The sequence below is a fragment of the Candidatus Dedyshia acidiphila genome, assembly GCF_051025295.1.
In the GTDB taxonomy this organism is placed as follows: domain Bacteria; phylum Acidobacteriota; class Terriglobia; order Terriglobales; family Acidobacteriaceae; genus KBS-83.
Genome location: NZ_JBMGJV010000003.1, coordinates 1 through 26399 on the forward strand (window position 1 = coordinate 1; position 26399 = coordinate 26399).

Genomic DNA, 26399 nt, shown 5'->3' on the forward strand with positions numbered 1-26399 from the left:
TTTTTTAGGCTCTCGAAGATGGTGTCGACAGCAGCCTCCGCCTTGTTGCGGGGAAGGCCGGTTCGTTCAATCACTCGATGCACAATGTCCTGCTTGATCAAGGCATTCGCTCCAGACCACGGTCGCTTGCAAAAACCGGGCCGCTCGTCTTACGGGAGCTTCGCCACGGCATTGTCAGTATCGATGATGCCTTATAAGATGCAGATTCTGAACAAAATGTGCGACGAAACTGGTGTGTTGTCACACCGGTCACGGCGCAGCGGACGAGGAGTGGAAGTGTCCATCAAGAGCGACATCTGGATCCGGGAACAGGCCCTGCACCACGGCATGATCGAGCCCTTCAGCGAGAAACAGGTCCGGGAAGGTGTCATCTCCTACGGCCTCTCGTCCTACGGCTACGACCTGCGCGTCTCGGATGAATTCAAGATCTTCACAAACGTGAACAGCGCCATCATCGACCCGAAGCACTTCGACGAGCGGTCGTTCGTCACCGTCCAGGCCGATTCGGTCATCGTTCCTCCCAACTCCTTTGCCCTCGCGCGCTCGGTCGAGTACTTCAAGATCCCGCGTGATGTGCTCACCATCTGCGTCGGCAAATCCACCTACGCGCGCTGCGGCATCATCGTGAACGTCACCCCCTTCGAGCCCGAGTGGGAGGGCTTTGTCACACTCGAGATCTCGAACACAACACCGCTTCCCGCGAAGGTCTACGCGAACGAAGGCCTGTGCCAGATCCTGTTTTTTCAGTCCGATCAGGTCTGCGAGATTAGCTACGCGGATCGCCGTGGCAAGTACCAGAAGCAGCAAGGGATCGTCCTGCCCAAGCTTTAGGGCAGCCGAAGTGACGAAGGTACCCAAAGTCGCCGCAACATGATTGACTTGGGTACCTTCGAGCCGCTTAGATGGTTACTAGAACAACGCAGATCTGGGGAAACGGGGTTGAGAGCCACGGAGACGTGCTCGAAGCCCCTTCTTTTTGCCTTCCTGACGCCCTCCGAGCTGTTTTCGCCCCAATCAGCCGGTCTTTTCTTCCCGAAATGCATCTCATAGCGCGTAGAGCGAAGTTCCGTTCAGGCCTGTGACTAGCCTCCGGGACCGAGCGAAATCCCCTAAATCAAGCGGCGCGGCTCTGCCGCAGCTCAAATCTGGAGAAGATCTATCGCTATGAAAAAGTTTCTTGCTGGCCTTGCCCTCGTGGGACTTGGATTTGCTGGGACGAGCCTGACGGCCTCCGCAGCATCGAGCAAAACCGATCTGGATAACCGCCTGGAAGCAGCAACGCGCGTGATCACGGAAGTGGAAGCGGTGCCGGACAAGGCCATTCCGAACCAGATCACCGAACAGGCCACCTGCATTGGCGTTGTGCCCGGGCTCAAGAAGGCAGCCTTCCTGGTGGGTGGTCAGTATGGCCAGGGTGTCGTGACCTGCCACACCGCCCATGGCTGGAGCGCGCCTGTGTTCTTCCGCATCGCGGGTGCGAGCTTCGGTCTGCAGCTCGGTGGTCAGTCGACCGACCTGGTGCTCGTCGCTGTGAACCAGAAGGGTTTCCAGGACCTGCTGAAGAACAAGGTCAAGCTCGGTGGCGATGCAGCAGCCTCGGCTGGTCCTGTGGGGCGCAACGCGCAGGCCGGCACAGACTGGAAGCTCAATGCCGAGCTGCTGACCTACTCGCGGTCGAAGGGCCTGTTCGCCGGCATCGATCTCACTGGTGATGAGGTCTCGCAGAACTTAGACGACACGAACACCTTCTATGGCGGCAGCAACAATTCGTTCGAATCAATCCTGCGGGGCAACGTCCCGGTGCCGGACACGGCCAAGCCGTTTGTTCGCACCGTAGCCAAGTACTTCCACCGCGCGCAGGACGACAAGAAGTAGTCATTCCGCTTTAGCACAAGGCCCGCTCCGCTCTGGAGCGGGCCTTCTGCTTTGCAGATGCCCAAACGCCGCGACCCGCCGGCGAGTGGCACCGGGAGTGGATGCAGGTATAGTCGCTGTTTACGCATGCGCCGACGGTTTGAATACTGGTTCGTCCTCGCCCTGGTGCGTGGACTGGGGGCGCTGCCGCGTGGCGCGGCCCGCGGCCTGGGCGCAGCCCTGGGCGCCGCCGCGTTTGTGCTGATTCCGCGTCTCAGGCGAACGGGTGAGCGCAACCTGGCACTCGCTTACCCTGCCAGCGATCGCGGATGGCGGATGCAGGTGCTGCGCGAGCTCTACCGCTCGCTGGGGCGTCATCTCGCTGAGTTCTGCCTGATGTCGCGCTACACGCGCGAGAGCGCGTCGCAGTTCGTGCGCTACGCGGGACTAGAACACTATCTGAACGCGCGCGACGCAGGACGCGGCGTGCTGGTCGTGACCGGCCATCTCGGCCTGTGGGAGCTCTCGAGCTTCTATCACTCGCTGATGGGCTATCCCATGAGCATGGTGATCCGCCGGCTGGATAACCCACGCGTGGATCGCCTGGTAAACGGCATCCGCTGCATGCACGGCAACACGGTGCTGCACAAAGATGACTTTGCGCGCGGGCTGCTGGGCGCCATGCGGCGCGGCGACACGGTCGGCATCCTGATGGACACGAACATGACGCCCCCGCAGGGGGTGTTTGTCGACTACTTCGGCATCGCTGCCTGCACCGCTGCGGGCCTCGCGCGTCTCGCGCTCCACACCGATGCCATGGTCCTGCCCGGCTTCCTGACCTGGCGCGCGGATGAGAAGCGCTACGTGCTCGAGTTCGGCGAGGCGCTGCGCCTGATGCGCAGCGGCAACATTGAGCAGGACATCGTCACCAACACGCAACTCTGCACCGCCGCCATAGAGCAGTGGGTGCGCCGCTACCCCGAGCAGTGGCTGTGGCTGCATCGCCGCTGGAAGACGCGGCCGCCCGGGGAACCGCCACTCTATCCCTGAGCCCGCAAGCCAAGTGTCCCGCATATAGTGAAGGCATGCGACTGGCAGAACTCGCCGCCCGGCTCGGCGCGGAGTTGCGCGCGTCTTCCCAGACAGGCGAGATCGCTTGTGTCGGCGCACCCGCCTCTGCCGACGCCGGAACCCTCCTCTTTGCCGAGAGTGAGAACGCCCTCGCGGCCGCGCTCGGGAGCGCAGCCGGGGCAGTCCTCACCAACCCGGCGCTGGTGTCTCACGCAGATGGAGCGAAGCCGCTGCTCGTCGTTGCGCATCCTCGCCTCGCATTCGCCCGAGCGGCTCGCCTGTTCGCCGCAGATGAATTTGCAACCGGTGTGCACGCCACCGCGATCGTCGCACCCACGGCTGACTTGGGCGCAAACGTGTCGATCGAAGCTGGCGCGGTAATCGAAGACGGCGCAGTCATCGGCGACAACACTCGTATCGGCGCAGGGACAGTGATTGCCGTGGGCGTGCGGATCGGCAGTGACTGCCGGCTTTACCCGCGCGTCGTGGTCTACGCAGGGACCAGCATCGGCCATCGCGTTGTGGTGCATGCGGGCGCGGTGCTCGGCGCGGACGGCTTCGGCTATGTGCGTCACCCGGCGACCGGCGAGTACACGCAGTTTCCGCAGCAGGGGCGTTTGGTCATCGAGGACGATGTGGAGATTGGCGCAAATGCCACGATCGATCGCGGCGCGCTGGAAGAAACCAGGATCGGTCGCGGCACCAAGCTCGACAACCTCGTCCACGTCGGCCACAACGTCACCATCGGCGAGAACGTGGTGATCGCCGCGCAAACCGGAGTCTCCGGCTCAAGCACCATCGCCGATGGTGTCATCGTTGGTGGCCAGGTCGGAATTGCAGATCACGTCCAGATTGGCCCTGGCGCGATCCTGGGCGCGCAAGCGGGCGTTCCCTCACGCAAGCGCATTCACGGTCCGGGCGTGGTCTTCTGGGGCACCCCGGCCCGTCCCATTCAGCAGTACCTCAAGGACCTGGCCACGCTGGCGCGTCTCACGCGTAGCCGGCGGTAGCGTCTCACATACTATGGCGATCGTCGTTGTCGGTGGACACTCGCGCAGCGTGGGCAAAACTTCGGTGGTGGCGTCGATCATCGCGCGCCTGCCGCAGATGCACTGGACCGCCTTCAAGCTGACGCAGTTCGGGCATGGCTTCTGCTCCGCAAACGGCGAGCCGTGCGACTGCCAGACGGATGAGCACACCGTGGCGATCAGCGAGGAGCGCGACGCGGCGAGCGGCACCGACACTGCCCGCTACCTGGCCGCCGGTGCGATGCGCTCCTTCTGGGTGCGCGCTCGCATCGGCAACCTTGCCGCGGCGATGCCGCGCGTGCGCAAAGAACTCGCGAAGGCGGAGAACGCGATTCTCGAATCAAACAGCGTCCTAGGCCTGCTGCGCCCTGATCTCTACTTGAGTGTGCTCGATCCCGCGACGGCAGACTTCAAGGACTCTGCCCGGCTGTTCCTCGACCGTGCGGATGCGCTCCTGCTGCGCTCGGACACAGGGCACCTGGTCCCGCAGTGGCGCGGCGTGTCGCTGCGGCTCGCGGAAGGCATTCCGCACTTCACCATCGCGCCACCGGACTACATGAGCGATGCCGTCATTGAGTTCATCGCAACACGGCTGGATGAAGCTGCGCACGCTGTCAACCAGCGTGCGCAGTGACTGATTACGCTCTCCGATGGTCGATCAAGGTTGCGGCGCAGCCATCTGCCAGTGGTCGCCCGTCATCGTGAGCGAAGCCGTGGCGGCGTGCGTGTTGTCCAATGCGCTGCCCACGTCCGGAAATGCGGTCTTGATCTCCTGCGTGTTCACCCAAGGCGCAAGATCGCTGATCTTGTAATGATAGTTGACCTGAGCGTTCTGACTACCGTTGCTGGAACTGCCCGGCGTCACGCTGTCGATCGACGTCACGTCACGGTGACCGTAGCAGAAATTTCCGTAGCCGGGTTGCGTCGGGTCGGCAGTCCAGCTCTGCCGCCCCTTGTCGGACAGATCGTAGTTATTCACCTGCTTCGAGGCCACAATCATGACCTTCTTCTCGCCGGTGGTCCGCGTCAGCAGACCGGCATCGGTGAGCGCGTCGTAGTGCTCCGTCTTCGCATCGTCGGAGGTCGCCTCCTGCACTGGAAACTTCTTCGGCGCAGACCACAGGCAGCTCGGGTGCGCCTTGTAGTAGTCGTTGATGGCGCCTTCGTAATTCGGCTTGGTGGCAGACTCCTTGTTACATCCGGCAGCCAGCAAGACGCTAGCCAGGAGAGTTGCTACAGCAGGTGCGGTCGCTCGCATAAGTCGTCCTCTGGGGACTTAGGATGCAAGCGACCCAGATGCGTTCAGCCGAGGACCTTGACCAGTCCTTCAGCATGAAGCTGGCGGAGCAGCGCGAGCACGTCTTGCTCGAGCTCCGCTGCGTCCGCGCGGTACTCCAGCAGCAGCTCACGGCACAGATCCTCGACGCGGATCGGCGAGCCCATCCGCCGCCACACGGAACTGCCGGTCTCGCCCAAGCCATAGCAGCGGCCGCGGCCGATATTCATCAGCACAATCTCGCGATCCACCTCGGTCGCGACGGGCTTGTCGCTCCAGGAGACGATGCTCTGCGCGGTGATGGATGTCTCTGCTGCCATGCGGTCCTCGCATATGATACTGACACTTCGATGCCCACTGCTGTGCCAGCCCACTCCGGCGTCTTCGTTACTTTGGAGCCGGAACTGCGTTTGCTGCTGAGCTGTCTGCGCTGGCCGCTGCGGGAGGACGATCGAGCATCGATCCATGATCTCGCTCTGCAAACTGCGATGGACTGGACGTCGTTCGCTGTTCTATTCCGGCAACATCGCGTCGGCCCGCTGGTCTACCGGGCGCTCACTGCGGCCGACGCCAAGGTGCCATCAGCTCTCGCGGCAGAGTTGAAGAACGCTGCGGTCGAGAACGCGCACGCAGCCATGCGCTATCTGCGCGAGACGAACCGCTTGTGCAATCTGCTCGAGCGAGCCGGCGTATCGGTGCGCGTGCTCAAAGGGGTCCCGCTCTCGCAGCAGGTCTACGGCGATCCGGGGCTGCGCGACGTAGGCGACATCGATCTGCTGATAGCGCCCGGCCAGGAGGAAGCGGCGGACGATGCGCTGCTCGCAGATGGGTTCCGGCGCACCGAGCCGGCCGCGTGCTTGACTCCGGCGCGACGCCGGTCGTGGAGCCGCCACGGCAAGGACTACACCTACGCAGCGGAGCGCTCCGGCTTCGAAGTGGATCTGCACTGGCGCTTGTTCCGCAATCCGCGCATGCCCGGCAACGCACTGGCGCAGATCGCGGATGTGCGGGTGCACTTCGGCGGGCTCGCACTTCCGACGATGGCCCCACTGCCCAGCTTCCTCTACCTCTGCGTGCATGGGGCACTCGAGGGCTGGCTGCGCTTCAAGTCGCTGGCCGACGTCGGCGCATTCTGGCGCGGTTTTTCAGAGGAGCAGAGAAGGGAAGCAGTCAACTGCGCCCGCTTGCACCAGGTTCTGCCTGAGCTTGCATCCGCTCTTTTGTTCGCCGGAGAGTTACGTTTGCTCGATCCGGAATCGCTCAGCCCCGCCATGCAGTTGGCCGCGAGCAGTCGCGAAGCCCGCCACATCCTCGGCTACGCGAGGACCCTGCACACAGCGCAGGACTACCGGCCGACGTCGGGAGATCCGGGCTCCTGGGCGCTGAAGCGCTACGAGTTCGGGTTGCGCCGCAATGCCTGGTATCGGGCTGAGATTGTCCGCCGCATCCTCTTTCGTCCGCGGGTGTGGGAGCAGGTCGACCTGCCGGACGCGCTGTTTCCGCTTTACGCGCTGCTCAGCCCGCTGGAGTGGGTGCTGTTCCACCGCCCTCGGTCCTCGTCACCCGTGCTGGCTTTGCCCCAGAGGACCCGCTGGGCCCGCTGGCGTGGGCTGCCGTTCGCACGGCGTGTGCTGCTCCTGGAGGCGTTTGCTTCCCTTGCTGCTGCGCGCATTGCTCTTGCCGTGCTGCCGGTGCGGGCAGTCTTCCGCTGGCTGGCCAGCCCGCTGCGCCGGGCCACCCGCCGCCCTACGCGCCGCAGTCTGCCTGACACGGCAGAGCAGGTGCGTTGGGCCGTACTGACCGCGGCGCGCTACGGACCGGGCACGTTCGTCTGCTTCCCCCAGGCGCTCGCGGCGCATGCCATGCTGCGCCGGCGCGGCATCCCCAGCGTGATGCACTACGGGGTCCGCCGCTCGCTCGATCAGCAGCTTCGCGCACACACCTGGCTCGAGGTCGGGGACCGCATGCTGCTGGGCGGTGAGGGAGCGCCGCTGTTCATCCCCCTGCACTCGACCGGACCGATCAAGCCTCAGTCCCCGCCGGTCTGAAGCAGCGTAGCCTTGAGCGCCTCGACCACCTCACCCATCGCAGAGAAGCCCCAGGGCCGCCTGAGGCGCAGCGCGCGCGCGCCGTCGAGTACCGAGCCGCAGCGCACGAAATAGCGCTCCGTGAGGCCAAGGGCGCGCACCAGCCAGGCCTGGTAGGTGTGGTCGAGCATGGCCCGGAGCGCCTCCGCCGGGCTCAAGGTCTCGATCAGCACCTGACTGTCGGGCGGCAAGTTCCCCTCAGCTCGCTCCAGCAGGACAATGCCTGCCAGGGGCAGGGGAGCGCTACTGGTCGGGGTGCCCGTGTAGCGAAACTTCTCATCGTCCGTGAAGACGCGCGACAGGCCGTCCTGCGTGGCGCCCAGCGCGTCGAGCGTGGTGGTCCAGAGCTTCAGCCACGGGGCGACCGGGATGACTCGCCGATCCAGCGGGGCGCCGGGGTCGATGAGGAAGATGTCGTCCGAGACAAGCGGGAACCCATGGCCGGCAAGAAAGGCGGCGAGCGAGGACTTTCCAGCTCCGGAGGCCCCGAGGAAGGCAAACGCGCCGGCAGCGGTAGCCACCGCGCTGCCGTGGAGCGGCAGCAGTTCGCGCTGGTGGCAGAGCGCGGCAAAGATGCTGCCTAGCAGGTACGACCGCACGTCGAGCTCGGCAGCGTCGCTCACGGGCTGGATTCGTACCTCCACCCCCTCCCGCACCCAGTACGAGGCCACGCCATCGATGCGCAGCAGGAACTCGCGCGAGGTGGCTTCGCCGCCGTCAAACGCGACCGCGCCGGGCCCGAGCGTGGCGGGGACGGGGCTCAGGGTTATGGAGACCGGCGTCTCCCCGGCCTGTACCCCTGCGCCCGTTAACTCGGGCGCAGGCAGCTCGGGTATGAGCAGCTCCGATTCATAGAGCAGCGGACCGATGCGGTATTGGTTCAGTTTTGCCCCCCGGCACTATCCCCCGGAAGGTGCATACTCCGCACCTTGGGGACCCAGCTATGCTTAACGAGAGTATCCGAGCATCTGTCATTGCAAGCGGGTGGACGGTGCGGAAGTATCTCTCCTGCTTGTGCTTGCGGTTAACTCTGCAGGTGCGGTGTCGGGCGATCCACAAAGATTGATTGACGGTTCCAAGGGATTGCCCCGAAAATAGAGACGGCACACTGGGCGAGCCCGGTGACCGTGAACGTGTATCCGGTCGACGACGGCCGAAGAAGCAACGGTGGCAGAGAGAAACCTGCATCGTATCGTGGTTGGTTTTTTCGGGACGCAGCTTGCTGCGGTTCCCCAAGCGCATGGCCTGCTGAACGGTTCCTCGGAGGATGGATGACGAACACCCCCAATACGAATTCCCAACAACCGGCGCTGTCCGAGGCTGCACAGAAGGTATGGACGAAGCCGTTGCTGGACGTGCTGGAGCTTCCGAGTGCGGAATACGGCACTGCGCCGACTGTCAGCGATCGCCATGGACGGCATAAGTCCGCCTAACGAGGCAGAACGCCTCCTGCTGTCTGGAGTGTTGAGAGAGGAGCGCCGTCAGGCGCTCCTCTTCTCCTTTGTAGCCTTTGTAGCCGCGTACCGAAGGACCGGGTCCAGCCGATGAGCATGCGTGCCGTGGCAGGACTGTACATTCCGGAGCGGACCTGGTCTGCCCCGGCGCTCGAATCCCAGGTCAGCCATATGCTGGCCGGCATCACCTCCCAGCACATGGACCGGACGGTTGCCCATGAGAGGCTTTTCATGGCGGCGGCCCCATTCGCGGGCCGCAAAGCATTCGTGACTGGGGAACGTCCAGCCCAACAAGCGCTGCTGATCGGGGACGTGCGGCTGGACAATGGCGCGGCTCTCGCTCGTGAGCTCGGCCTCCCAGCCTCGAGCACGGACGAGGCGATCGTCGCGGCTGGCTGGCGGCGCTGGAGCTACGATCTGCCGCACCACCTTGAGGGTGGGTTCGCGCTGGCCTGCTGGGATGAGCCGGAGCGGACATTGTTTCTGGTACGCGACCACGCCGGAGAGCGCCCGCTGCATGTGCTTTCGGGCCTCGATCGCGACGGCTGCTTCGGCTTCGCGTCGATGCCCCTCCAACTATGCCGGATGGCCACGCTTGGCCACCGCGTTCACCTGGAACGGATAGCGGAACTGCTGAGTGCCGTCGACCTGGAATCGCCAAAGACCTGCTTCGAAGGCATTGAGCGGCTTCCTCCGTCCCACTGGGTGAAGATCAGCCCTTCAGGCATGGAGACACGTGCCTACTGGTACCCTCTCCAGAGCCGTCCCATCCGCTATGCGCGGGACAGCGACTACATCGAAGACCTCCGCGAGCGGTTCGACCGGGCAACTGGCGTTTTGCTCGCTGACTCTGGTGGCGTGGGCTGCGAGTTGAGCGGTGGGCTGGACAGCACTTCCGTAATGGCAACGGCGGCCACCCTTCTGGCGCGCGAAGGACGACGGCTCACCGCCTTCACAGCGGTGCCCATGCCGGGGTTCAACGGCAACGCGTTGCCTGGCCGTTTTGCCGATGAGGGGCCGACGGCAATGGCATCGGCAGCGCAGCATGCCAATGTGACCCACGTCTTGGTGGATGCTGCGAACCGCGATCTGCTGGAGACGTCGGATCGACTGGCGCGCCTGACGGGCCAGCCTGCCACCAGCCCAGTGAATGAGCTATGGCTCACCGCAATTCTGGACGGCATGCAAGCCCGCGGCCTGGATGTACTGCTCGTCGGCTACGCGGGAAATTACACCATCAGCTTCGGCGGGCTGATCGGCCTGAATAACCTGTTCCGCAGGCTCCGGTGGATCGAGCTCTTCCGCCGCACCCGGGAGTTGCGGGCACGCGGCTACACCTCCTGGCGTGGCGCGGCTGGATGGGCGACAGGCGGCGTAGTGCCGGCGTGGCTGCGCGCACGTTACCACCCGGATCTACGGCACTTCCGCATGGACGCCAGCCCGGTGCGACCGGAGCGCATCGCTGAGCAGAGACTCCGTGAGCGCGCCTTGGACAGCATCTTCGGCGAGGAGAGCAGCCTTGCAGAGATGCGGCGTCGGCTCTACGAGGTCTTCGACGTTGGGGTGCCTAATGGGAGCGCAGCAGCTGGGTGGGGCATCGCCCAGCGTGACCCGACCCAGGCCAGGAGCATCCTCGAGTTCTGCTACGGGATCCCGATCGAGCAGTTCCTTGCCGGCGGGCAGACTCGCTCGCTTGTGCGGCGCGCAATGGAGGGGCGGCTTCCGGAGGCTGTACTGCGGCAGACGATGCGCGGCATGCAATCGGCTGATTGGTATCTGGTGGTGGGCGCACAACGGGAGCGGCTCGCGGCAGAGCTGCGCCGTGTCGGGCATTCTCCGCAGGTGCAGAACCTGCTCGATATGCCGCGCCTGCAGCGGCTTATCGAGACTTGGCCCACGAGCGGCTATAACGACCCGCAGACCTACGAGAGCTACAATCTCGCCCTCACCCGCGGCATCGCGGCCGCGAGCTTCGTCGCATCCTGGGATCCGGACATGCCTCGGGAGATCGATTCGCCGCTCGAAACAACAAGACCCGGCACCGGGCCGGGCCTTGCGGAGACGCATCGCGTCTGATCAGGCGGTGGTGGTTGCGCAGTACTCGTGGAAGGCGCGGACCAGCTCCTGCCCGATCAACTGGGCAGTGGCGCCTTCGATGACATAGCGCTGCATCAGGTAGACCAACTTGCCATCGCGCAGGATGGCGATTGCCGGCGATGTCGGCGGCTGACCTTCGAAGTAGCTGCGGGCCCGCTCGGTCGCTTCCCGATCCTGGCCGGCGAAGACGGTGATGCTCTGGTCCGGCTTGATCTCGCTCTGCATGGCCAGCCGAACGCCGGGGCGCATCTTGCCGGCAGCGCAGCCGCAGATCGAATTCACCACCAGCATCGTTGTGCCGGGCTTGGCGAGCGCCGCGTCCACCTCTGCTGCTGTCCGCGCTTCCTGGATGCCGGCGCGGGACAGTTCCTCGCGCATCGGGACCACCATGATCTCTGGGTACATGCCTGCTCCTTCTCAATTCGGGTTGTGGGTCGCATCGTGCGCCGGTTCTGTCACAGCGCCGCTGCTTCGATTGTAGTCCCGGGCGTTTGGGAATGCGCGTCACCCGGAAGCGCGGAATTGGCTTTGCTCCATGGAACCAGGAACGCTGCACGATTCACGTGGTGAATACACGCGGGATCGCAACCTCCCGTTCACATGGCCTTGACCCTCCGAATTACGGCAATGCCTAGTCTTGGCGCTATTCGGAGGCTTCACTCGATGATTCGCACCCAAAAAATTACCGCGCTCGGTCTGGCAGCCTGCCTCTCCGCGGGCACGGCCGCGATGCACGCGGCCGACTCTGGCGAGAAGCACCACGCCAAGAGAAACGTCATCCTCTTCATCGCCGACGGTTTGCGTCACGGCTCGGTCAATGAAACCGACGCGCCCACCATGCTGGCGTTGCGCAACTACGGCGTTCACTTCGTGAACAGCCATGCCCTGTTTCCGACCTTCACCACGGCGAACGCCTCTGCGATGGCGACCGGTCACCTGCTGGGCGACACGGGCGATTACAGCAACACCATCTTCACCAACTACCCGCTCTACGACACCGGTAACTTCGGCTTCGCCCCAGGCACGGTAACGCCCTTCGTCGAGAACAACCAGGTGCTGACCGACCTGAACGCACACTTCGATGGCGATTACCTGAACGAGGACACGCTGCTGCAGCTGGCGCGCGAAGCGGGACTGAACACCGCGTCCGTCGGCAAGGTGGGCCCGGTCGGCATTCAGGATGCATCGCAACTCAAGCTCGCGGGTAACGCCATTGCCACGCCGCAGACCGTGTTCATCGATGACGCCACGGGCGGCTCCGCCGGGATCCCGCTGCGGGCGGACATCCAGGCAGCTCTGACGGCTGCGGGCCTCCCGCTGACCGCGCCGAACCGCAGCAACGGCTGTGCCGCGACCGCGCAGTGCAACAACGGCTTCTCCGGCAACAACGTCACGCCGGGCACCACGTCGGCCAACTACACGCAGCAGAACTACTTCGCCGATGCCTTCACCAAGGCTGTGCTGCCCACGTTCGTGAAGAATGGCAAGCCGTTTGCCGCCGTCTTCTGGTCGCGCGATCCCGATGGCACGCAACACAACCAGGGCGACAGCCTGAGCAAGCTGACCCCGGGCATCAACGGCCCCACATCGAAGGCCGCGATCAGGAACGCGGACAACGACCTGGCCGAGATCCTGAACTACATCGCAGCGAATCCTGAGCTGGCCAGGACGACCGACATCATCATCACGTCGGATCACGGCTTTGCGACCATCAGCCACCACGAGACGGACACCGACGGCGGCGTGGCGAACAGCTACGCGACCGCCTTCACCTACAAGGACGCGACCGGCCGCGTGGAAGTGAACCCCGGCTTCCTGCCCGTCGGCTTCCTTGCCATCGATTTGGCGCACACCCTCAATCTTCCGCTGTTCGATCCGGACAGCCAGGTGGTGAGTGCCACGTCCGGCAAGAAGGTGTACGAGCCGGTCGATCCGACGATCGCCCAGCAGACCGCAACGGTGCGGCAGCACCCCGCCGCCGGTGATGGCCTGATTGGCGGAACGGGACAGGTCCTTGAGCAGACGGATGCCAAGGTTGTTGTCGCCGCGAACGGTGGTTCGGACCTGATCTACGTGCCGGACCACGATGCTGCACGCGTTCGGGCGATTGTGAAGTACCTGGTCGCCCAGCCATACACTGGCGCGCTGTTCGTGGACGACACCTACGGCCCTATCGCGGGTGCGCTTCCATTCAGCTCGGTCGGCCTGTTTGGCGACTCGCTGACACCGCGTCCGACGATTGCGATCAGCTTCAAGACCTTGTACCTGAACAAGGGTGACCTGCAGTCTGCCGTGCAGATTGCGGACTCCGGCTTGCAGGAAGGTCAGGGCATGCACGGCTCGCTCGGCCGCGACAATACCTACAACAACATGGCCGCGTATGGTCCGGACTTCAAGCGGTTCTACGTCGATAAGGCGCCAGTCTCAAACGCAGATATCGCTCGCACCTTTGCTGCCATCCTTGGTCTTAAGTTCGACGACAGGGGTGATCTGAAGGGACGCGTTCTGCGTGAGGCGCTGAAGGACGGGGACGATGAGGGCGAGGGCCTTGTGCATCATGAGCGGCGTCGTCTCGTGTCGGAGAAGGACCAGACCGGCAAGCGGACAGTGCTCTACTACCAGCGCGTCGGTCAGCACCTCTACTTCGACGAGGCTTGCCGCGTCAGCAACGTCGGCGACAACGACTACGACGACAGCAACGTCTGCCGCTAACCTGCAGCAGCAATGAGAGACGCCCGGCCTCGGCCGGGCGTCTCTCTGTTTGCGTGCAGACTATTGAGCCCAGGCGAGTCCGTCGGCGAAGGGGCCTGCGGCAATCTCCGTGACCTTCCAGTTGGCAAGATCGATCGCCGCTACCTTGCCGGCAGTCGCGCATGACACGTAAGCGGTTTTCTGGTCCGGACGGATCAGCACCTCCTGCGGATTTGCAGGGACTGGCACGTGGCGCACCACGGTGAGCGTCTTCATATCGACGACCGCCACCTCGTTCGCAGCAGGCACTGCGACGAGCAGCCACCTGCCATCGGCGGTCGCCGCGCTGCCATATCCTTTGCTGGGCAACGGGATCCAGGTGCGCAGCTTGCGTGTGCCGGTGTCGATGGCGGCGAGCCGCGGCTGCGTCTCATCTGCCGTGAAGGCCAGCTTGTCGTCGGCTGAGAGCGCGATGCGCTGCACGCCCCATTGGCTCGCGCCCGGCTGCACCACCGGAATCACCGCGAGCGTCTTCCGATTTACTAGGTCGAGCACCGAGACAGTCCCCGGGCCGACATTGGCCGTGTAGCCCAGACGACCGTCATGGGAGATGGCCAGCATGTGCGATTGCTCCTGCCCGGTCGGCACCGAACCGACGATGTGTCCCGATTTTGCATCGACGATGGTGACGGACTTGTCGAGCTCCGTCGTGACGTAGAGCAGGCCGTGCGCCGCGTCGAGCACCGGCAGATGGGGCCGCACGCCGTGCCCGAAGTCGATGTGGTCGACAACGCGCCGGGATGGCACATCGATGACCAGCATCTCGTGGCCGTCAAGCCCGGGCTTGCCCACGCCCGCATTTCCATAGATCGGCAGCCATGCCGTGCGACCATCGGCGGAGACCGCGATCTCATGGCCGTGCAGTCCCGGTGTGTTCTCTGCGACCTCGGCGACCTCACGCTGTGTCACAGGATCGATGATGCTGACATTGCTGCTCTGCTGGTTGACGACGAGAAGTGACTGCGCAGCAGCGGGCAGAAGGAAAGCAGAGGCAAGGGCGAGCAGAGCAAAGCTGCGAGTGGCGTTCATCGGACTCGGAGTATAGCCCATCGGTGCTGGTCGCCCGCCGCTCACGTAACGCCCCGAGTCCTCCCACCAGAGTGGCAATTACTGTGGGCAGCGGCCTCGTGTAGGCTCGCGCTATGGAGTTCCGGCAGCGGGTTGCGCTCGCGCCCTACACCACTTTTCAGATTGGCGGTCCGGCCGCATGGTTCGCCGAGGCGACCACCGAGGCTGACCTCGAAGCCGGCGTCCGCTTTGCCACTGACCGCGGGCTGCGCATTTTCGTGCTCGGCGGCGGCAGCAATGTTCTGGTCGCTGACGAGGGCTTTGATGGACTCGTGCTACGCATCGCGCTCCGCGGACTGACGTTTCATCCAATCGGTGGCGATGTTGTCCTGCTCTCTGCCGCGGCAGGCGAGGACTGGGATGAGCTGGTCGGCCGTACCGTCGAGGCGGGTCTGGCCGGGATGGAGTGCCTGTCCGGCATCCCGGGCACTGTCGGCGGCACGCCCGTGCAGAACGTTGGCGCCTACGGGCAGGAGGTCTCACGCACGATACGCAGCGTGCGCGCCTATGACCGGCAGACCGGCGCCTGGGCCGATCTGGGTGCAGGGGAGTGTGGCTTTGCCTATAGACGCAGCCGGTTCAACCAGGGTCCGGATCTCGACCGGTTCATCGTGTCCCAGGTCACCTTCGCACTGCGCGAGAATGCACCTGCTGCAGTGACGTATGCTGATCTGAAGAATTACTTCGCTGCACGCGCAATCCCGTCGCCGACACTCGCTGAGGTGCGGCAGGCTGTGCTCTCGATCCGCCTGGGCAAGGGCATGGTCGTGACGGCTGACAATCCGGAGCGCTTCAGCGCGGGCAGCTTCTTCAAAAATCCGGTTGTGCCTGAGAGCAAGCTGATGCGGATTGCAGACGCGGTTCACGTGCCAGAGGCGGACGTGCCCCGGTACCCGGCCGGCAGTGGGGAAGTGAAGCTGCCTGCAGCGTGGCTGCTGGAGCATGCGGGATTTGTGAAGGGCTATCGGATGGGCCCTGCGGCCGTGTCGACGCGCCACACGCTTGCACTTACAAACCAGGGCGGCGCGACCGCTGCGGACATCCTGCGGCTGCGCGATGCCATTCAGAGCCGCGTGCAGGAGCTGTTTGGCGTTGCACTCGAACCGGAGCCGGTGGCTGTTCGCTAGATAGACTCGGCCGCGTCGAGCCGGCGCAGCATGTCATCCAGCAACGGATCGAGTGGTTCCCGCCGCTGACGCCACTCGGGCGGGATGCCGCTGACCCCGGTTCGCATCACCACAATGCCCCCGACGATCGCGCAGTTCGTGTCCATATCACCGCCGCCGTCGATCGTGTTCCACAGAGCCTCTTCGTAGTCGCCAAGATGACGCGCTGCGCACCAGAGCGCAAACGGAACGGTGTCGCGTGCGGTCCCGTGAGCTCCATTGCCGACGGTGAGTGCGGCCTCGAGAGGGTCCGTGTTCCGGGGCATGCGCAACGCCTCACCGATGCTGTCGCGCATCCGGCCGGCGGGCGTGCATTCGATGACCTGCTCGAGAAAGTGCTGCGGGGAAATCACGGTTGTATGCTCGCGATCGCGAGCGGCCAGAGCTGTGGCAATCGCGACGGCGACCGCTCCCGCGACACCGTCCTGGTGGCAATGTGTCGCGATGGCCGACAACGTCGCCTGTTTGGTGGCAGATTGAAGGTCTGCGGCGAAGTAAGCGCCCACGGGCGCAACCCGCATGGCGGCGCCGTTGCCCATCGATCCCTGGCCGCCGAAGAGCGCCTGCGCTTCCTCGAACCAGTTCTCTGTGCCAAGCGCATGCAACCGGAGTAGCAGCCCATTCATGGCCGCGCCGTAGCCGCGCTCCGGATCGTGGTGGTACGCGAAGTTTGCAGCCAGGCTGCGCGATTCAATGCCGCCACGCCGCGCCAGCAGGGCGTAGATGGACGCAGCCATCATCGTGTCGTCTGTGAATCGCCAGGGTGCAGCTGGCAGTCTGCGCCGGGAGCGAAAGTCAGCCGCGCGGTGCTGCGGCTGAAAGAAGCACTCGCCAAACGCGTCCCCGCAGGCCAGTCCTTCAAGCGCCTCGCGTGCCCGGGCCAGCGGAGCTTTTTCTCGAGCGGGTGTCAGCACAGTCGTATGGCCCGAATTGTCACCTGCATCGCTCCCGCCCCTTCTGGGCCCGTCACTCTGTTGTGCTCCACGCATGGGCCACCACGGCAGAAGGGTGCCTGCCGAGAAAGGTACCTGTGGGGGTCACATGGAAATGTAGCAGTCCGCAGTTGCCTTTTGTGCGCCACTGTTCGAGCAGCTTCCGATCGCAGCGGATCGGCCGCCCGAGTGCGCCTGCGCAGCTTCCGCGGAGACTTGCCCGTGTATCTGGGGGTGACTAGCGTCCCCTACCATTAGGAGCGATAGCCCACACCTCGAGGTTGCTGCATCGGCATGGAACCTTTCGCTCTCGGACGGATATCTCGACTCGACCGCCGACCCTCTCATTGCCACTTCGCTCTATTCCATCGAAAAGAATTTTCATGCCGTCGAATCGATCTGCTGGCCAGGTCAGTCCAGGGCACGCAGCAACGACGCGCGCTCGTCCGCTAACACGTCTGCTGCCGAACCCTGAGCCACGATGCGCCCGGCTTCCATGCGCAGCACCTCGGCTCCGGGCTGCATGCCCAGACGCCAGCCTTCTGCTACATCGTGGGTCACGTAGAGCGCCGGCGTGTTCGTGGCGCTTAGCCAGAGATCGAGATCGGTGAGGATCGCATCCTTCAGGGCAAGGTTGAGACCAGCGAACGGCTCGTCGAGCAACAGAACATGTGGGTGCGGAGCTAGCGTGCGTGCAAGTGCAACTCGCTGCTGTTCGCCACCAGAGAGTTGGGACGGCTTGCGTGCCAGCAGCGGCTGCACGCGGAAGAGCGTCGCCATCTCGTCTACGCGGCGCTCCCGCTCCGCGCGTGCGAGCGGCCTCAGCCCGAATGCGATGTTGTCACGCACAGAGAGGCCGGGGAACAGCGCCGCGCGCTGCATCACCATGCCACAGCCGCGTGCCATGGGCGGCAGCCAGCGGCTGGTCTCGCTCTTCCACACGGTGCGACCCGCGAGTGTAATGATCCCCTTCGCAGCGTGACCTCTTTCGCCGCGCGGACGCAGAAGTCCGGCGAGTATGCGGAGCAGAGTCGTCTTGCCCGCGCCGGATGGTCCGACCAGCACCGCCTGACATCCGCGCAGTTGCGCCTTGGCGTGGAAATGAAGACTGCCGACGCGGGCACGGATGGCGAAATCGAGCCACGGCGTCTTCTGCTCAGACATTGTTGCGGACCCGCTCGTGCGTGGGCCATCTCTGCAGGGTGGAGACGGCCAGCAGCGCGACAAGCGATACACCGACCAAGGCCAGAGCTGTGTGATTGGCCGCGGAGTAATTGCCACTCTCGACCTGATCGTAGATAGCGATGGAGAGTGTGCGTGTGACGCCGGGGATGGATCCGCCGAGCATCAGGACGACACCAAACTCGCCGATGGTGTGGGCGAAGCACAATAGTGCGGCGCTCACGACGGACCACCGCGCCGACGGCAGCAGCACGCTGGTGAGCGTGCGGATCGGGCCTGCGCCGAGCAGTACAGCCGACTCAAGCAGCGCTGGATCGGTGGCGCGGAACCCCGCCAACACCGGCTGCACCGCGAAGGGGAGGCTGTAGATCACGGAGCCGACCACCAGCCCGGGAAAAGTGAATGCGAGCGGATGCCCGATCAGCGCGATCATGCCGCGTCCGACGGCGGTAGACGGCCCGAGGAGCACCAGCAGGTAGAAGCCGAGCACCGTCGGCGGCAGTACGAGCGGCAGCCCGACCAGCGCCTCCACCATGCGTGCGCCGATGCTGCGGGACCGCGTGAGCCATGCTGCGAGCGGAAGAGCGAGCGGCAACAGGAGTGCCGTGGTCAGGCCCGCAAGTCGCAGAGTGAGCAGCCATGCCTGGCGGTCCATGGGTTAGCTCTGCGCTCCGACACACGTTGGCGCCATCAGGAGAGAGGCTCCAGACCGCGGCGGCGCAGCTCGGATTGCGCCTGAGCGGAGTGCAAGTATCGCTCGAAGGCAACCGCGCCGGCTGTATTCGTGCCATGGCGCAGCACGAGTTCGCCCTGCACGATAGGAGCGTACGCAGTCTGCGGAATCGATTCGGCATGTCCTTTGCTGCTCAGGGTGCGCGCGAGTGTCAGCGAGATCAGGCCGACCTCCGCATTGCCGCTGTTCACGAACTGCGCGGCCTGCGCGATGTTCTCTGCTGTGCGCAGTTTGGTCTGCACAGCTGGCAGAAGGTGGAGCGAGGTGAGCGCCTCGAGGGCTGCGCGACCGTACGGCGCATGCTGCGGATTCGCAATCGCGATGCTGTGGACCTCGGGGCTTGCAAGCTGATCGAGCCTGAGTGGCTGAGCGGCTGTCGACCAGAGAACCAGCGTGCCGCGCGCATACGGGTGTGGCGATGCGTCGGGTGCGCCCAGTCCCTTCTGCATCAGGCGCTGCGGAAAGCCCATGTCTGCGGCGAGGAAGAGATCGAAGGGCGCACCATTCTCGATTTGCGTGGTGAGCGTCGCGGACGACGCGTACGACGCGACGGTATGGATGTGCGTGTCGCGTTCGAAGTCGGCGAGCAGCGCGGGAAGCACTGGCTCCAGGTCCGCGGCCGCTGCGATGCGCAGCACGGGAGCGTCACGCTCAGCCTGCGCAACGCAACACACCAGCAGCAGACCGAGCAGCAGCGGCGCGAGTAGCAGTGCTGTTCGACAGCGGTGCAGCATGGAGCGGCGATCACACACGCAGCAGCATGACCTCTGTCGACTTGATGAGCGCAGCCGCGGTCTCGCCGACTTCGAGCTGCAGTTCACGGACAGCGTCTGAGGTGATCAGCGACGTGATCACCTGGCCGCCGATCGAGAGCTTCACCTGCGCCAGCAATCCTTCGATCTTGATATCGACCACGCGGCCGACCAGTTGGTTGCGCCCGCTCACCGTGCGCAGCATCTGCCGCTTCGGTGTCTCCGGCCGCCGTGCCTTGTGGAGCAGGCCGTCGAGCTCTGCTTCTGGAATGCGATAGTGGCCGCCCGGCGTCTTGATCGCCTTCAGCTTGCCGCGATAGAGCCACTGCTTCATCGTCGGATACGAGATGCCCAACCGTAGCGCGGCCTCACGAGGAGAGAGCAATTCCGCCATGGTGACAAGTATACGATTCTTTCCAGTTTGCATTGCGCTGAATGGAGCGACATGACGCGGTAACTTGAGTCCCGATGACTCCTCTGGTACCTAAGTTTCGTTTACATTCCACGGGCCACCCGCCTATTTTCACCGACGTGGGCAGTTCTGGGGGAGGGCTGCTCTAGCGCCCGCGGCTTCTTCGGAGGCCGCGGGCGCTTTTGATTGCACCGGCCTGCCGCTAAGATTGGGACAGGGGTGAGGGGGCTTGCGACTTCTGAAGCGGACCTGCATCTCTTAATAGAGAATTTCCGGGGCAAGACCCGCGGGCTGGCCGCTGAAGACAGCGGTACCAGGATGGAGGAATATGGCAGGTCATGGGATCACCGAGGTCAACGATGCGAACTTCGAACAGGAAGTTCTCCAGTCCAGCGAGCCGGTACTGGTCGACTTTTGGGCCGCATGGTGCGGACCGTGTCGCGCACTCGCCCCGATCGTCGATGAGGTCGCCGCAGCCTATCAGGGCAAACTGAAGGTCATGAAAATGGACGTGGACCGCAATGCGGCAACGCCCGCGCGGTACGGGATCCGTGGTATCCCTGCGCTGCTGCTCTTCAAAGGCGGCAAGGTAGCCGAGCAGATCGTCGGTTACGTGCCGAAGGAAACGATCGATCGCAGCATCAGCAAGGTACTGACCACCGCACCCGTCGCTTAAGCGGACATAGAGGGCGAAAGAGGCTCGGCCAATGGCCGGGCCTCTTGCTGTTTGCGCCAGAGTCTCGGATCGCCACCCGGGGTCAGGCGTACTTGCGTAGGATTCCGAGCACCCGGCCTTGTATGGCGAGTTGCTCCGCAGGCACGTAGATAGGCGCCATCTCGGCGTTGGACGGCTGCAGACGAACGCGTTCGCCTTCGATGTAATAGCGTTTCAGCGTCGTCTCGCTGCCGCGCACCAGCGCCACCACGATCTCCCCCTGCCGCGCCGTCTTCACCCGCTCAACCAGCACATAGTCGCCATGGACGATGTGCTCGTCGCGCATGGAGTCGCCGCGCACCTCGAGCGCAAACACATCCTTGTTCCCAATGATGTCGCCGAGCGAGATGGACTCCGAAGTCTCGGCCGCGTCGACCGGCAGACCCGCAGCGATCCGTCCCATCAGGGGAAGCCGGTCCGGCTGCCGCGTCTTGCTCTTCTGCGGCAGGATGTCGATCGAGCGGCTGCGATTGTGCGCGCGCTCAAGCAGGCCCTTCTTCTGCAGGTTCGTGATGTGCTTGTGCACCGTGGCCAGGGACTTCAGATTGAGCCCCCGGGCAATCTCATCGAAGGAGGGCGAGTAGCCGTTCTCCTCGACGAAGTTGCTGATGAAGTCGACCACCTCTTTTTGCCGGCGTGTGACGGACATGCCGCCATTCTAGCGAACAAACAGCGAAGTGGAGCGAAGAATTCTTCGCCTTTCGTTTCTGGCGTCCCAAAGTGGTACTCAGGCGAAGAGGCGTACCAAAAGCGAAAGTGGGGCGAATAAAAGTGAAAGCAAATTCTTGCCAAACCACCCCCGCTGACGAGATCGTGTCCTTGCACACCGGGCCTCAACCGGCGGCAAACCGAGGTATCTACCTTGCGACTCCTGATTGCTGAACACGATCCTGCCCTGGGCCAGTTCCTCGAGCGCTCCTTCCTGAAGGAGGGCTACACCCTGACCGTGGTTCAACACGGCGATGCCGCTGTTCAGGCCATCGCAGCGGGGGACTATGACCTGCTGCTGCTCGACCTCGACCTGCCGGACCAGGCTGGAATGGGAGTGCTCGAGGCGGCACGTCAGTTGGGCAACGGGATGCGGGTGCTGGTGCTCGCTTCCGGCGCCGGCGAACTGGATCTGCGGCTGGCCTGCTACGGCGCCGGAGCGGATGACTGCCTAGCGAAACCTTTCGCCATCCGCGAACTGAAGGCGCGCTGCCAGGTGCTGGCTCGCCGTCACGACGCGATCCCTCGACTGCGCTGCGGCGCGCTGGAACTGAACCGTCTGGACCAGACCCTCGCCTCCGAACAGGGCGATGTGTCGCTCAGCCGGCGCGAGTTCGGGCTGCTCGAATTCCTGATGCTGCACCGCGGCCGTTGCGTCTCTCGCGCCACCCTGCTCGAGCACGTCTGGAGCACCGGTGAAGGCGGCAACCCCAACGTAGTGGATGTCTACATCAACTACCTGCGGCGCAAACTGGGCGCGAACGGCGTGCTGATTGAGACGGTCCGTGGCCAGGGCTACCGCATCGCGTCGCCCCAGATGGGCCGGCCCAGTCTTCCGGTCCCCCTGCCAATGCTGCCCGCCGCCTTTCACACGGGATACCAGCAGGCTGTCTCCTAATCGCGCTTTCCGCGATTGTGCCTCTTGCGATCCGATCCGCGCCCCGTTCACCAGCACACGCACAGAGGAATCCATGGCCACTGCACCCATCTCCACCAGGAAATCCGCCACCATCGTCGTCCTGAGCGCCAGTCGGGAGACGCGCCTGCGCCTGACCACGGCGCTGGCCTCGCAGCGTTGGGACGTGCACGAGGCCGACGGCGGTGCGGCCGCTCTGCTGCTGCTCGACCGATTGAAGCCGCAGGCCACCCTGGTGGAGGGCACGCTGCCCGATCTGCACATCGACGACTTCGCCGAGGAGGTCCGAGCCAGCCATCCTGGTGTTGATCTGATCGCGCTCGATGGCGTCATGGCCGAGGGCAGCGGAAGCGCACGCAGCCCTCGGCGGGGAGAGCTCCTGCAGGTCCTCCGCTCCGTCTGCGGTGAGACCTCCGCGGTCGGCCCCCGCGTTGTTCCAGAACTACCGAAGCCTTTCCCCGCCGTGGCTCCACAGCCGGAGACAAGACTCCGTGTGCCGGGCCTGATTGGCGACTCTGCCCGCATGCTCGAAGTCAGCCGTCGCATCCGGCTGGTCGCCCGGCGTCGCACCACGGTGCTGATCCAGGGGCCGACCGGCAGCGGCAAAGAAGTCGTGGCCCGCTCGCTCCACGAGCTCAGCGATCGCGCGCAGGCACCGTTTATCGCGCTGAACTGCGCCGCCATTCCCGAGGCCCTGCTCGAGGCCGAGCTCTTCGGCCACGCCCGCGGCGCTTTCACTGGCGCTGTGCAGCGTCGGCTGGGCCGCATCGAGGCAGCCCAGGGCGGCACACTCTTTCTCGATGAGATCGGCGAGATGCCGCTGTCACTGCAATCGAAACTGCTGCGGTTCCTTGAAAGCGGTGAACTGCAGCGGGTCGGTGAAAACGAGACGGTCAAGGTCGATGTGCGGGTGATCGCGGCAACGCACCAGCCGCTGGCCCGGCGCTCGCAGGAGGGCAGCTTCCGCGCCGACCTCTTCTATCGTCTGTCGGTCTTCCGCATTGAAACGCCGGCGCTGGCCGAACACAAAGACGATCTGCGCGATCTGGCAGCGCACTTTCTTGGCATCTCCTGCCGGGGCGAGGCTCGGAAGCAGCTCAGTGCCGCCGCCATGGACCGGCTGGTCGAACACTCGTGGCCGGGGAACGTCCGCGAACTCCAGCATGTCATCGAGCGCGCCGTGATCCTGGCCGAGGATCGCCTGGTCATCGCTCCGGAAGAGATCGAGTTCGACCTGGCCTGAGCGTCGGCTGCTTAGAAAACCCTAAGTGCGGACGCCGGCCGAGTGGCAGCCCGCATGCAAAAGGAACCATGGAGGCGGAATCGGATGAATCTGACGACCCCACTAGCCGACCAGCTCACGCACTACATGGATTTGGCGACCACGCAGTTAAAGGCGACCGCGGCCAACATGGCCAACGTGGATACGCCAGGATTTCGCACCGTCGGCTTCGATTTTGAGGGCGAGATGCGCCAGGCGCTGGCCGGTCATGCCCAGGCGGCCGGAACCGGCGGCCCGCCACTGAAGGAAGTCGACGGCCTGCTGGCCCGTCCGGACGGCAACAACGTCTCGATGGATCGCGAAGGTCTGGTGATGGCCGAGGCGCAGCTGAAGTTCCGCACCGGGGTCGAGCTGGCAAAGCGCGAGTTTGCCCGCGTGCTTGATGCGATTCACGCAGACACGAAGTAAGCAGCGCAACCGCGCTGAATGCGCAGGAAAGGAACAGGCGGACGAATGAATCTCTTCGGCGTTCTTGGTGTGAGTGGTTCGGCGCTGGCAGCAGAGCGTGTCCGTGCCGAGGTGACCGCGTCAAACATGGCCAACGCCAACACGACGCGCACCGCCGACGGCAAGCTGTTCCAACGGCAGCACGTGATCTTCGAGACCGCAGGCCACTCTGGCAGTGACGCCGGCAACGGCGGTCTGCTCGGTGGCAGCTTCGCTTCGACGCTAGAGAGTCACGTCGGGGGATTGATCGCGCCTGGTGGCTTTACCGGCTCGGTCGGCACTCTTGGCGAGCCGACTGCCGGTGGTGTGCAGGTTGCCGGCGTGGTGAGCGATAACGGCCAGGGGTTGCGTCGCTACGATCCGCAGCACCCGGATGCGGACAAAGACGGTTACGTGACCTATCCGGACATCGACCCACTCACGGAGATGGTCGACCTTATGGGCGCAACACGCGCCTACGGACTGAATGTTTCTGCGATCCAGGCGACGAAGCAGATGATCAGCGCGTCGCTCGATCTGTTGAAGTAAGCCGCACTCTTGCACCACTTGGAGACTCTATGCCGATCCCATCGCTCTCGAACCTTCCTCCGATTCAGTTATCACCTGCAACCAGCGCACTTGCGCCCGCCCAGCCGGGCGCTCCGTTCGCTGCCCTGATGCGCAATGCCATGCAGCAGATGAGTGCGCTCGATGCGAACGCTGCGCAGGCAGTGGACGGGGTAATGTCCGGCAACGGCACGGACATCCACACCGCCATGATCGCCACCCAGAAGGCGGATCTCGCCTTCCAGATGGCGCTCTCCTTCCGCAACAAAGCGGTGGGCGCTTATCAGCAGTTGATGAACACGCAGTTCTGATCGGCAGGTCCTGAGCGATGGAAACGGCAACCAACTCCACATCGTCAGCACTCGCCATGCTCGCGCCGGTCACTCGATCGTGGCAGCGCGTCCTGGCGCTTCCGAGGAAGACGCGTCTGCTGCTCGCGGGCACCGGCGCAGCGGTGCTGTTTGCGGCGGGTATCTTCTCGTCGATCGTGCTGCAGCCGAGCTCGCGGGTGCTCTATGCGCATCTCGACCCGACCGATGCCCGTGAACTGGGCGACCAGCTCACGGCCGCCAAGATCCCCTTCGAAGTCACGCCCGACGGCAGCACGCTGACCGTGCCTGCAGATCAGCTGGACAAGGCTCGGCTGGAGACGGCGGCCAAGGGCGGACCGAAGAGCGGCCGCATGGGCTTCGAGCTATTCGACAAGCCGAACTGGGTCGGCTCCGAGTTCGATGAGCGCGTCAACTATCAGCGTGCGCTCGAAGGCGAGCTCGAGCACACCATCGCGAGCCTCGGCTCCGTGCAGTCCGCGCACGTCCACCTGGTGCTGCCCCATGACTCACTCTTCACGGCGCAGCAGGAAGAGGCGAAGGCCTCCGTTGTGCTCAAGCTGAAGCGCCGCAGTCTGAGCGAAGACGAGGTCGACGCCATTCGCAACCTCGTCGCCAGCGCCGTCGATCACCTGAGTCCGGGGCGCGTGGTGCTGGTGGACGCCGATGGACGGAGCCAACTCGGCGTGCAGAACGCGAGTCACGCGACCGACGAAGAACAGCAGCGCCTGGCTGATCAGTTGATTGCCACACTTGAGCCTATCGCCGGCGAGGGAAATGTTCGTGCCTCGGTTCATCTTGAATACGACATGACGGCTGCGGACGAGATGCAGGAGATCTACGACCCCACTCACGTGGTGACGCTCTCGATGCAGCGATCGGAGCAGGAATCCGGCGAACACACCACGCCGGGAGGCGTGCCCGGGACCGCCAGCAACGCACCCAACACACAGCCTCCGCTGCTGCCGCCGCCGCGCACGCCGGCCACGACCAGCATTAAGGAAGAGAGTGGCAGCTACGGCGCCTCGAAGACGACGCGCCACACGGTCGCGGGCCCAGGGCGCCTCAAGCGCGCCACGGTCGCGGTTCTGTTGAACGACCGGGTGGAGCACGCCGGTCCGCGCGGGCAGTTCTCGCGCGTGCCGTGGAAGCCGGAACAGATCAAGCGCATCACTGAGCTCGCCCAAGCAACCGTCGGGTACGACGCTGGTCGTGGGGACATGATCTCGGTCGAGAACATCTCGTTCGACACCAGCTCCGAACAGAGCGCGTCGGTGGTCGAACGAGCTCTCGGCACAGCGCGCAGCCTGGATCTGCCGCGCTATGCAGCCGCGCTGGTCGGCCTGCTCGCACTCATTCTGCTGGTGCTCCGGCCGGTCACGCGCAATTTGGCTGTGACTGCGGCGCTGCCCGCACCCGGCAGTCTGATATCCGTCAGCGATGAAGCTCTCGAGCCGCTGGCTGCTCTGGCCAGTGGAGAGCCGGTTCGGCCGCCCCTGCCCACCCTGCTGGAGCGCGTCTCGGCCAGCGTCAACGCAGACCCGATGCAATCCGCCCGCCTGCTGCATGCATGGCTTGAGAGCGACTGAGGAG

At 64.4% G+C, this 26399-nt stretch carries 28 protein-coding genes; 17 read left to right on the forward strand and 11 right to left on the reverse strand.

Features of this window, described 5'->3' with window-relative positions:
• The first annotated feature begins 276 nt into the window (after positions 1-276).
• The 5 genes from dcd (at position 277) to AC5IJH_RS01845 (ending at position 4587) form a co-directional block, all read left to right on the forward strand.
• The gene (gene dcd, locus AC5IJH_RS01825; protein ID WP_491901086.1) at positions 277-831 is read left to right on the forward strand and encodes a dCTP deaminase; all 555 of its coding nucleotides are present in this window, start codon (positions 277-279) and stop codon (positions 829-831) included.
• Positions 832-1164: 333 nt separating this feature from the next.
• Positions 1165-1875, forward strand: coding sequence for a lipid-binding SYLF domain-containing protein (locus AC5IJH_RS01830; protein ID WP_491901087.1), 711 nt, complete (start codon positions 1165-1167; stop codon positions 1873-1875).
• Positions 1876-2001: 126 nt separating this feature from the next.
• Complete coding sequence (locus tag AC5IJH_RS01835; RefSeq protein WP_491901088.1) at positions 2002-2904, forward strand: lysophospholipid acyltransferase family protein; 903 nt, start codon at positions 2002-2004, stop codon at positions 2902-2904.
• Between the two features lie 35 nt (positions 2905-2939).
• Complete coding sequence (lpxD, locus tag AC5IJH_RS01840; RefSeq protein ID WP_491901089.1) at positions 2940-3935, forward strand: UDP-3-O-(3-hydroxymyristoyl)glucosamine N-acyltransferase; 996 nt, start codon at positions 2940-2942, stop codon at positions 3933-3935.
• Positions 3936-3948: 13 nt separating this feature from the next.
• Complete coding sequence (locus tag AC5IJH_RS01845) at positions 3949-4587, forward strand: hypothetical protein (RefSeq protein WP_491901090.1); 639 nt, start codon at positions 3949-3951, stop codon at positions 4585-4587.
• A gap of 24 nt (positions 4588-4611) precedes the next feature.
• Here AC5IJH_RS01845 and AC5IJH_RS01850 read toward each other — a convergent pair whose 3' ends face one another.
• A complete protein-coding gene (locus AC5IJH_RS01850) occupies positions 4612-5211 on the reverse strand; it encodes a hypothetical protein (protein ID WP_491901091.1) in 600 nt (199 codons plus the stop codon).
• A 44-nt stretch (positions 5212-5255) separates the two neighbouring features.
• On the reverse strand, positions 5256-5549 hold the full coding sequence (locus AC5IJH_RS01855; protein WP_491901092.1) for a PqqD family protein: 294 nt from the start codon (positions 5547-5549) through the stop codon (positions 5256-5258).
• 30 nt (positions 5550-5579) lie between these two features.
• Between AC5IJH_RS01855 and AC5IJH_RS01860 the strand changes: the two genes are divergently transcribed.
• Entirely contained in the window at positions 5580-7277 is a 1698-nt protein-coding gene (locus AC5IJH_RS01860; RefSeq protein WP_491901093.1) for a lasso peptide biosynthesis B2 protein, read from the forward strand.
• On the opposite strand, the gene AC5IJH_RS01865 is transcribed toward AC5IJH_RS01860, so the two are convergent.
• Positions 7259-7939, reverse strand: a complete 681-nt coding sequence (locus AC5IJH_RS01865) for a hypothetical protein (RefSeq protein ID WP_491901094.1) — start codon at positions 7937-7939, stop codon at positions 7259-7261. The two genes, AC5IJH_RS01860 and AC5IJH_RS01865, sit on opposite strands and share 19 nt — an antisense overlap.
• A gap of 648 nt (positions 7940-8587) precedes the next feature.
• Here AC5IJH_RS01865 and AC5IJH_RS01870 point away from each other — a divergent pair.
• Together AC5IJH_RS01870 and AC5IJH_RS01875 are read left to right on the forward strand one after the other, a co-directional pair.
• Complete coding sequence (locus AC5IJH_RS01870; RefSeq protein ID WP_491901095.1) at positions 8588-8749, forward strand: hypothetical protein; 162 nt, start codon at positions 8588-8590, stop codon at positions 8747-8749.
• 126 nt (positions 8750-8875) lie between these two features.
• Positions 8876-10846 carry an asparagine synthase-related protein gene (locus tag AC5IJH_RS01875; RefSeq protein ID WP_491901096.1) on the forward strand — a complete coding sequence of 657 codons (1971 nt, stop codon included), beginning with the start codon at positions 8876-8878 and terminating at the stop codon, positions 10844-10846.
• On the opposite strand, the gene AC5IJH_RS01880 is transcribed toward AC5IJH_RS01875, so the two are convergent.
• A complete protein-coding gene (locus AC5IJH_RS01880; protein WP_491901097.1) occupies positions 10847-11272 on the reverse strand; it encodes a BrxA/BrxB family bacilliredoxin in 426 nt (141 codons plus the stop codon).
• A 258-nt stretch (positions 11273-11530) separates the two neighbouring features.
• Here AC5IJH_RS01880 and AC5IJH_RS01885 point away from each other — a divergent pair, with 258 nt between their 5' ends.
• Entirely contained in the window at positions 11531-13579 is a 2049-nt protein-coding gene (locus tag AC5IJH_RS01885; RefSeq protein ID WP_491901098.1) for an alkaline phosphatase family protein, read from the forward strand.
• Positions 13580-13639: 60 nt separating this feature from the next.
• On the opposite strand, the gene AC5IJH_RS01890 is transcribed toward AC5IJH_RS01885, so the two are convergent.
• Positions 13640-14647, reverse strand: coding sequence for a YVTN family beta-propeller repeat protein (locus AC5IJH_RS01890; protein WP_491901099.1), 1008 nt, complete (start codon positions 14645-14647; stop codon positions 13640-13642).
• 113 nt (positions 14648-14760) lie between these two features.
• Here AC5IJH_RS01890 and AC5IJH_RS01895 point away from each other — a divergent pair, with 113 nt between their 5' ends.
• Positions 14761-15813, forward strand: coding sequence for a UDP-N-acetylmuramate dehydrogenase (locus AC5IJH_RS01895; protein WP_491901100.1), 1053 nt, complete (start codon positions 14761-14763; stop codon positions 15811-15813).
• Here the strand turns inward: AC5IJH_RS01895 and AC5IJH_RS01900 are convergent.
• The 5 genes from AC5IJH_RS01900 to AC5IJH_RS01920 form a co-directional block, all read right to left on the reverse strand.
• Complete coding sequence (locus AC5IJH_RS01900; RefSeq protein ID WP_491901101.1) at positions 15810-16766, reverse strand: ADP-ribosylglycohydrolase family protein; 957 nt, start codon at positions 16764-16766, stop codon at positions 15810-15812. The two genes, AC5IJH_RS01895 and AC5IJH_RS01900, sit on opposite strands and share 4 nt — an antisense overlap.
• 429 nt (positions 16767-17195) lie before the next feature.
• On the reverse strand, positions 17196-17948 hold the full coding sequence (locus AC5IJH_RS01905; RefSeq protein WP_491901102.1) for an ABC transporter ATP-binding protein: 753 nt from the start codon (positions 17946-17948) through the stop codon (positions 17196-17198).
• Positions 17941-18621 carry a molybdate ABC transporter permease subunit gene (gene modB / locus AC5IJH_RS01910; protein WP_491901103.1) on the reverse strand — a complete coding sequence of 227 codons (681 nt, stop codon included), beginning with the start codon at positions 18619-18621 and terminating at the stop codon, positions 17941-17943. Before modB ends, AC5IJH_RS01905 begins: the two co-directional genes overlap by 8 nt.
• Before the next feature lie 35 nt (positions 18622-18656).
• Positions 18657-19433 carry a molybdate ABC transporter substrate-binding protein gene (modA, locus tag AC5IJH_RS01915; protein WP_491901104.1) on the reverse strand — a complete coding sequence of 259 codons (777 nt, stop codon included), beginning with the start codon at positions 19431-19433 and terminating at the stop codon, positions 18657-18659.
• Between the two features lie 10 nt (positions 19434-19443).
• Complete coding sequence (locus AC5IJH_RS01920; protein ID WP_491901105.1) at positions 19444-19845, reverse strand: TOBE domain-containing protein; 402 nt, start codon at positions 19843-19845, stop codon at positions 19444-19446.
• 346 nt (positions 19846-20191) lie between these two features.
• Between AC5IJH_RS01920 and trxA the strand changes: the two genes are divergently transcribed.
• The gene (gene trxA / locus AC5IJH_RS01925) at positions 20192-20539 is read left to right on the forward strand and encodes a thioredoxin (RefSeq protein ID WP_491901106.1); all 348 of its coding nucleotides are present in this window, start codon (positions 20192-20194) and stop codon (positions 20537-20539) included.
• Positions 20540-20621: 82 nt separating this feature from the next.
• On the opposite strand, the gene lexA is transcribed toward trxA, so the two are convergent.
• Positions 20622-21227 carry a transcriptional repressor LexA gene (gene lexA, locus AC5IJH_RS01930; RefSeq protein ID WP_491901107.1) on the reverse strand — a complete coding sequence of 202 codons (606 nt, stop codon included), beginning with the start codon at positions 21225-21227 and terminating at the stop codon, positions 20622-20624.
• A 213-nt stretch (positions 21228-21440) separates the two neighbouring features.
• Here lexA and AC5IJH_RS01935 point away from each other — a divergent pair, with 213 nt between their 5' ends.
• The 6 genes from AC5IJH_RS01935 (at position 21441) to fliF (ending at position 26395) form a co-directional block, all read left to right on the forward strand.
• On the forward strand, positions 21441-22184 hold the full coding sequence (locus AC5IJH_RS01935; RefSeq protein WP_491901108.1) for a response regulator transcription factor: 744 nt from the start codon (positions 21441-21443) through the stop codon (positions 22182-22184).
• Between the two features lie 73 nt (positions 22185-22257).
• Positions 22258-23445: a sigma 54-interacting transcriptional regulator gene (locus AC5IJH_RS01940; RefSeq protein WP_491901109.1), complete on the forward strand. Its 1188-nt coding sequence runs from the start codon at positions 22258-22260 to the stop codon at positions 23443-23445.
• Positions 23446-23529: 84 nt separating this feature from the next.
• Complete coding sequence (locus AC5IJH_RS01945) at positions 23530-23892, forward strand: flagellar basal body rod protein FlgB (RefSeq protein ID WP_491901110.1); 363 nt, start codon at positions 23530-23532, stop codon at positions 23890-23892.
• A gap of 45 nt (positions 23893-23937) precedes the next feature.
• On the forward strand, positions 23938-24459 hold the full coding sequence (gene flgC, locus AC5IJH_RS01950; RefSeq protein ID WP_491901111.1) for a flagellar basal body rod protein FlgC: 522 nt from the start codon (positions 23938-23940) through the stop codon (positions 24457-24459).
• 29 nt (positions 24460-24488) lie between these two features.
• Positions 24489-24788, forward strand: a complete 300-nt coding sequence (fliE, locus tag AC5IJH_RS01955; protein ID WP_491901112.1) for a flagellar hook-basal body complex protein FliE — start codon at positions 24489-24491, stop codon at positions 24786-24788.
• A gap of 17 nt (positions 24789-24805) precedes the next feature.
• The gene (gene fliF / locus AC5IJH_RS01960) at positions 24806-26395 is read left to right on the forward strand and encodes a flagellar basal-body MS-ring/collar protein FliF (RefSeq protein ID WP_491901113.1); all 1590 of its coding nucleotides are present in this window, start codon (positions 24806-24808) and stop codon (positions 26393-26395) included.
• Positions 26396-26399: the final 4 nt, after the last annotated feature.

Bases quoted from the DNA above. Each gene is read 5' to 3' on its own strand.
- AC5IJH_RS01830 (WP_491901087.1), top strand. From the start codon at position 1,165: ATGAAAAAGTTTCTTGCTGGCCTTGCCCTCGTGGGACTTGGATTTGCT.
- AC5IJH_RS01835 (WP_491901088.1), top strand. From the start codon at position 2,002: ATGCGCCGACGGTTTGAATACTGGTTCGTCCTCGCCCTGGTGCGTGGA.
- lpxD (WP_491901089.1), top strand. From the start codon at position 2,940: ATGCGACTGGCAGAACTCGCCGCCCGGCTCGGCGCGGAGTTGCGCGCG.
- AC5IJH_RS01845 (WP_491901090.1), top strand. From the start codon at position 3,949: ATGGCGATCGTCGTTGTCGGTGGACACTCGCGCAGCGTGGGCAAAACT.
- AC5IJH_RS01850 (WP_491901091.1), bottom strand. From the start codon at position 5,211: ATGCGAGCGACCGCACCTGCTGTAGCAACTCTCCTGGCTAGCGTCTTG.
- AC5IJH_RS01855 (WP_491901092.1), bottom strand. From the start codon at position 5,549: ATGGCAGCAGAGACATCCATCACCGCGCAGAGCATCGTCTCCTGGAGC.
- AC5IJH_RS01860 (WP_491901093.1), top strand. From the start codon at position 5,580: ATGCCCACTGCTGTGCCAGCCCACTCCGGCGTCTTCGTTACTTTGGAG.
- AC5IJH_RS01870 (WP_491901095.1), top strand. From the start codon at position 8,588: ATGACGAACACCCCCAATACGAATTCCCAACAACCGGCGCTGTCCGAG.
- AC5IJH_RS01880 (WP_491901097.1), bottom strand. From the start codon at position 11,272: ATGTACCCAGAGATCATGGTGGTCCCGATGCGCGAGGAACTGTCCCGC.
- AC5IJH_RS01885 (WP_491901098.1), top strand. From the start codon at position 11,531: ATGATTCGCACCCAAAAAATTACCGCGCTCGGTCTGGCAGCCTGCCTC.
- AC5IJH_RS01890 (WP_491901099.1), bottom strand. From the start codon at position 14,647: ATGAACGCCACTCGCAGCTTTGCTCTGCTCGCCCTTGCCTCTGCTTTC.
- AC5IJH_RS01895 (WP_491901100.1), top strand. From the start codon at position 14,761: ATGGAGTTCCGGCAGCGGGTTGCGCTCGCGCCCTACACCACTTTTCAG.
- AC5IJH_RS01905 (WP_491901102.1), bottom strand. From the start codon at position 17,948: ATGTCTGAGCAGAAGACGCCGTGGCTCGATTTCGCCATCCGTGCCCGC.
- modB (WP_491901103.1), bottom strand. From the start codon at position 18,621: ATGGACCGCCAGGCATGGCTGCTCACTCTGCGACTTGCGGGCCTGACC.
- modA (WP_491901104.1), bottom strand. From the start codon at position 19,433: ATGCTGCACCGCTGTCGAACAGCACTGCTACTCGCGCCGCTGCTGCTC.
- AC5IJH_RS01920 (WP_491901105.1), bottom strand. From the start codon at position 19,845: ATGGCGGAATTGCTCTCTCCTCGTGAGGCCGCGCTACGGTTGGGCATC.
- trxA (WP_491901106.1), top strand. From the start codon at position 20,192: ATGGCAGGTCATGGGATCACCGAGGTCAACGATGCGAACTTCGAACAG.
- lexA (WP_491901107.1), bottom strand. From the start codon at position 21,227: ATGTCCGTCACACGCCGGCAAAAAGAGGTGGTCGACTTCATCAGCAAC.
- AC5IJH_RS01940 (WP_491901109.1), top strand. From the start codon at position 22,258: ATGGCCACTGCACCCATCTCCACCAGGAAATCCGCCACCATCGTCGTC.
- AC5IJH_RS01945 (WP_491901110.1), top strand. From the start codon at position 23,530: ATGAATCTGACGACCCCACTAGCCGACCAGCTCACGCACTACATGGAT.
- flgC (WP_491901111.1), top strand. From the start codon at position 23,938: ATGAATCTCTTCGGCGTTCTTGGTGTGAGTGGTTCGGCGCTGGCAGCA.
- fliE (WP_491901112.1), top strand. From the start codon at position 24,489: ATGCCGATCCCATCGCTCTCGAACCTTCCTCCGATTCAGTTATCACCT.
- fliF (WP_491901113.1), top strand. From the start codon at position 24,806: ATGGAAACGGCAACCAACTCCACATCGTCAGCACTCGCCATGCTCGCG.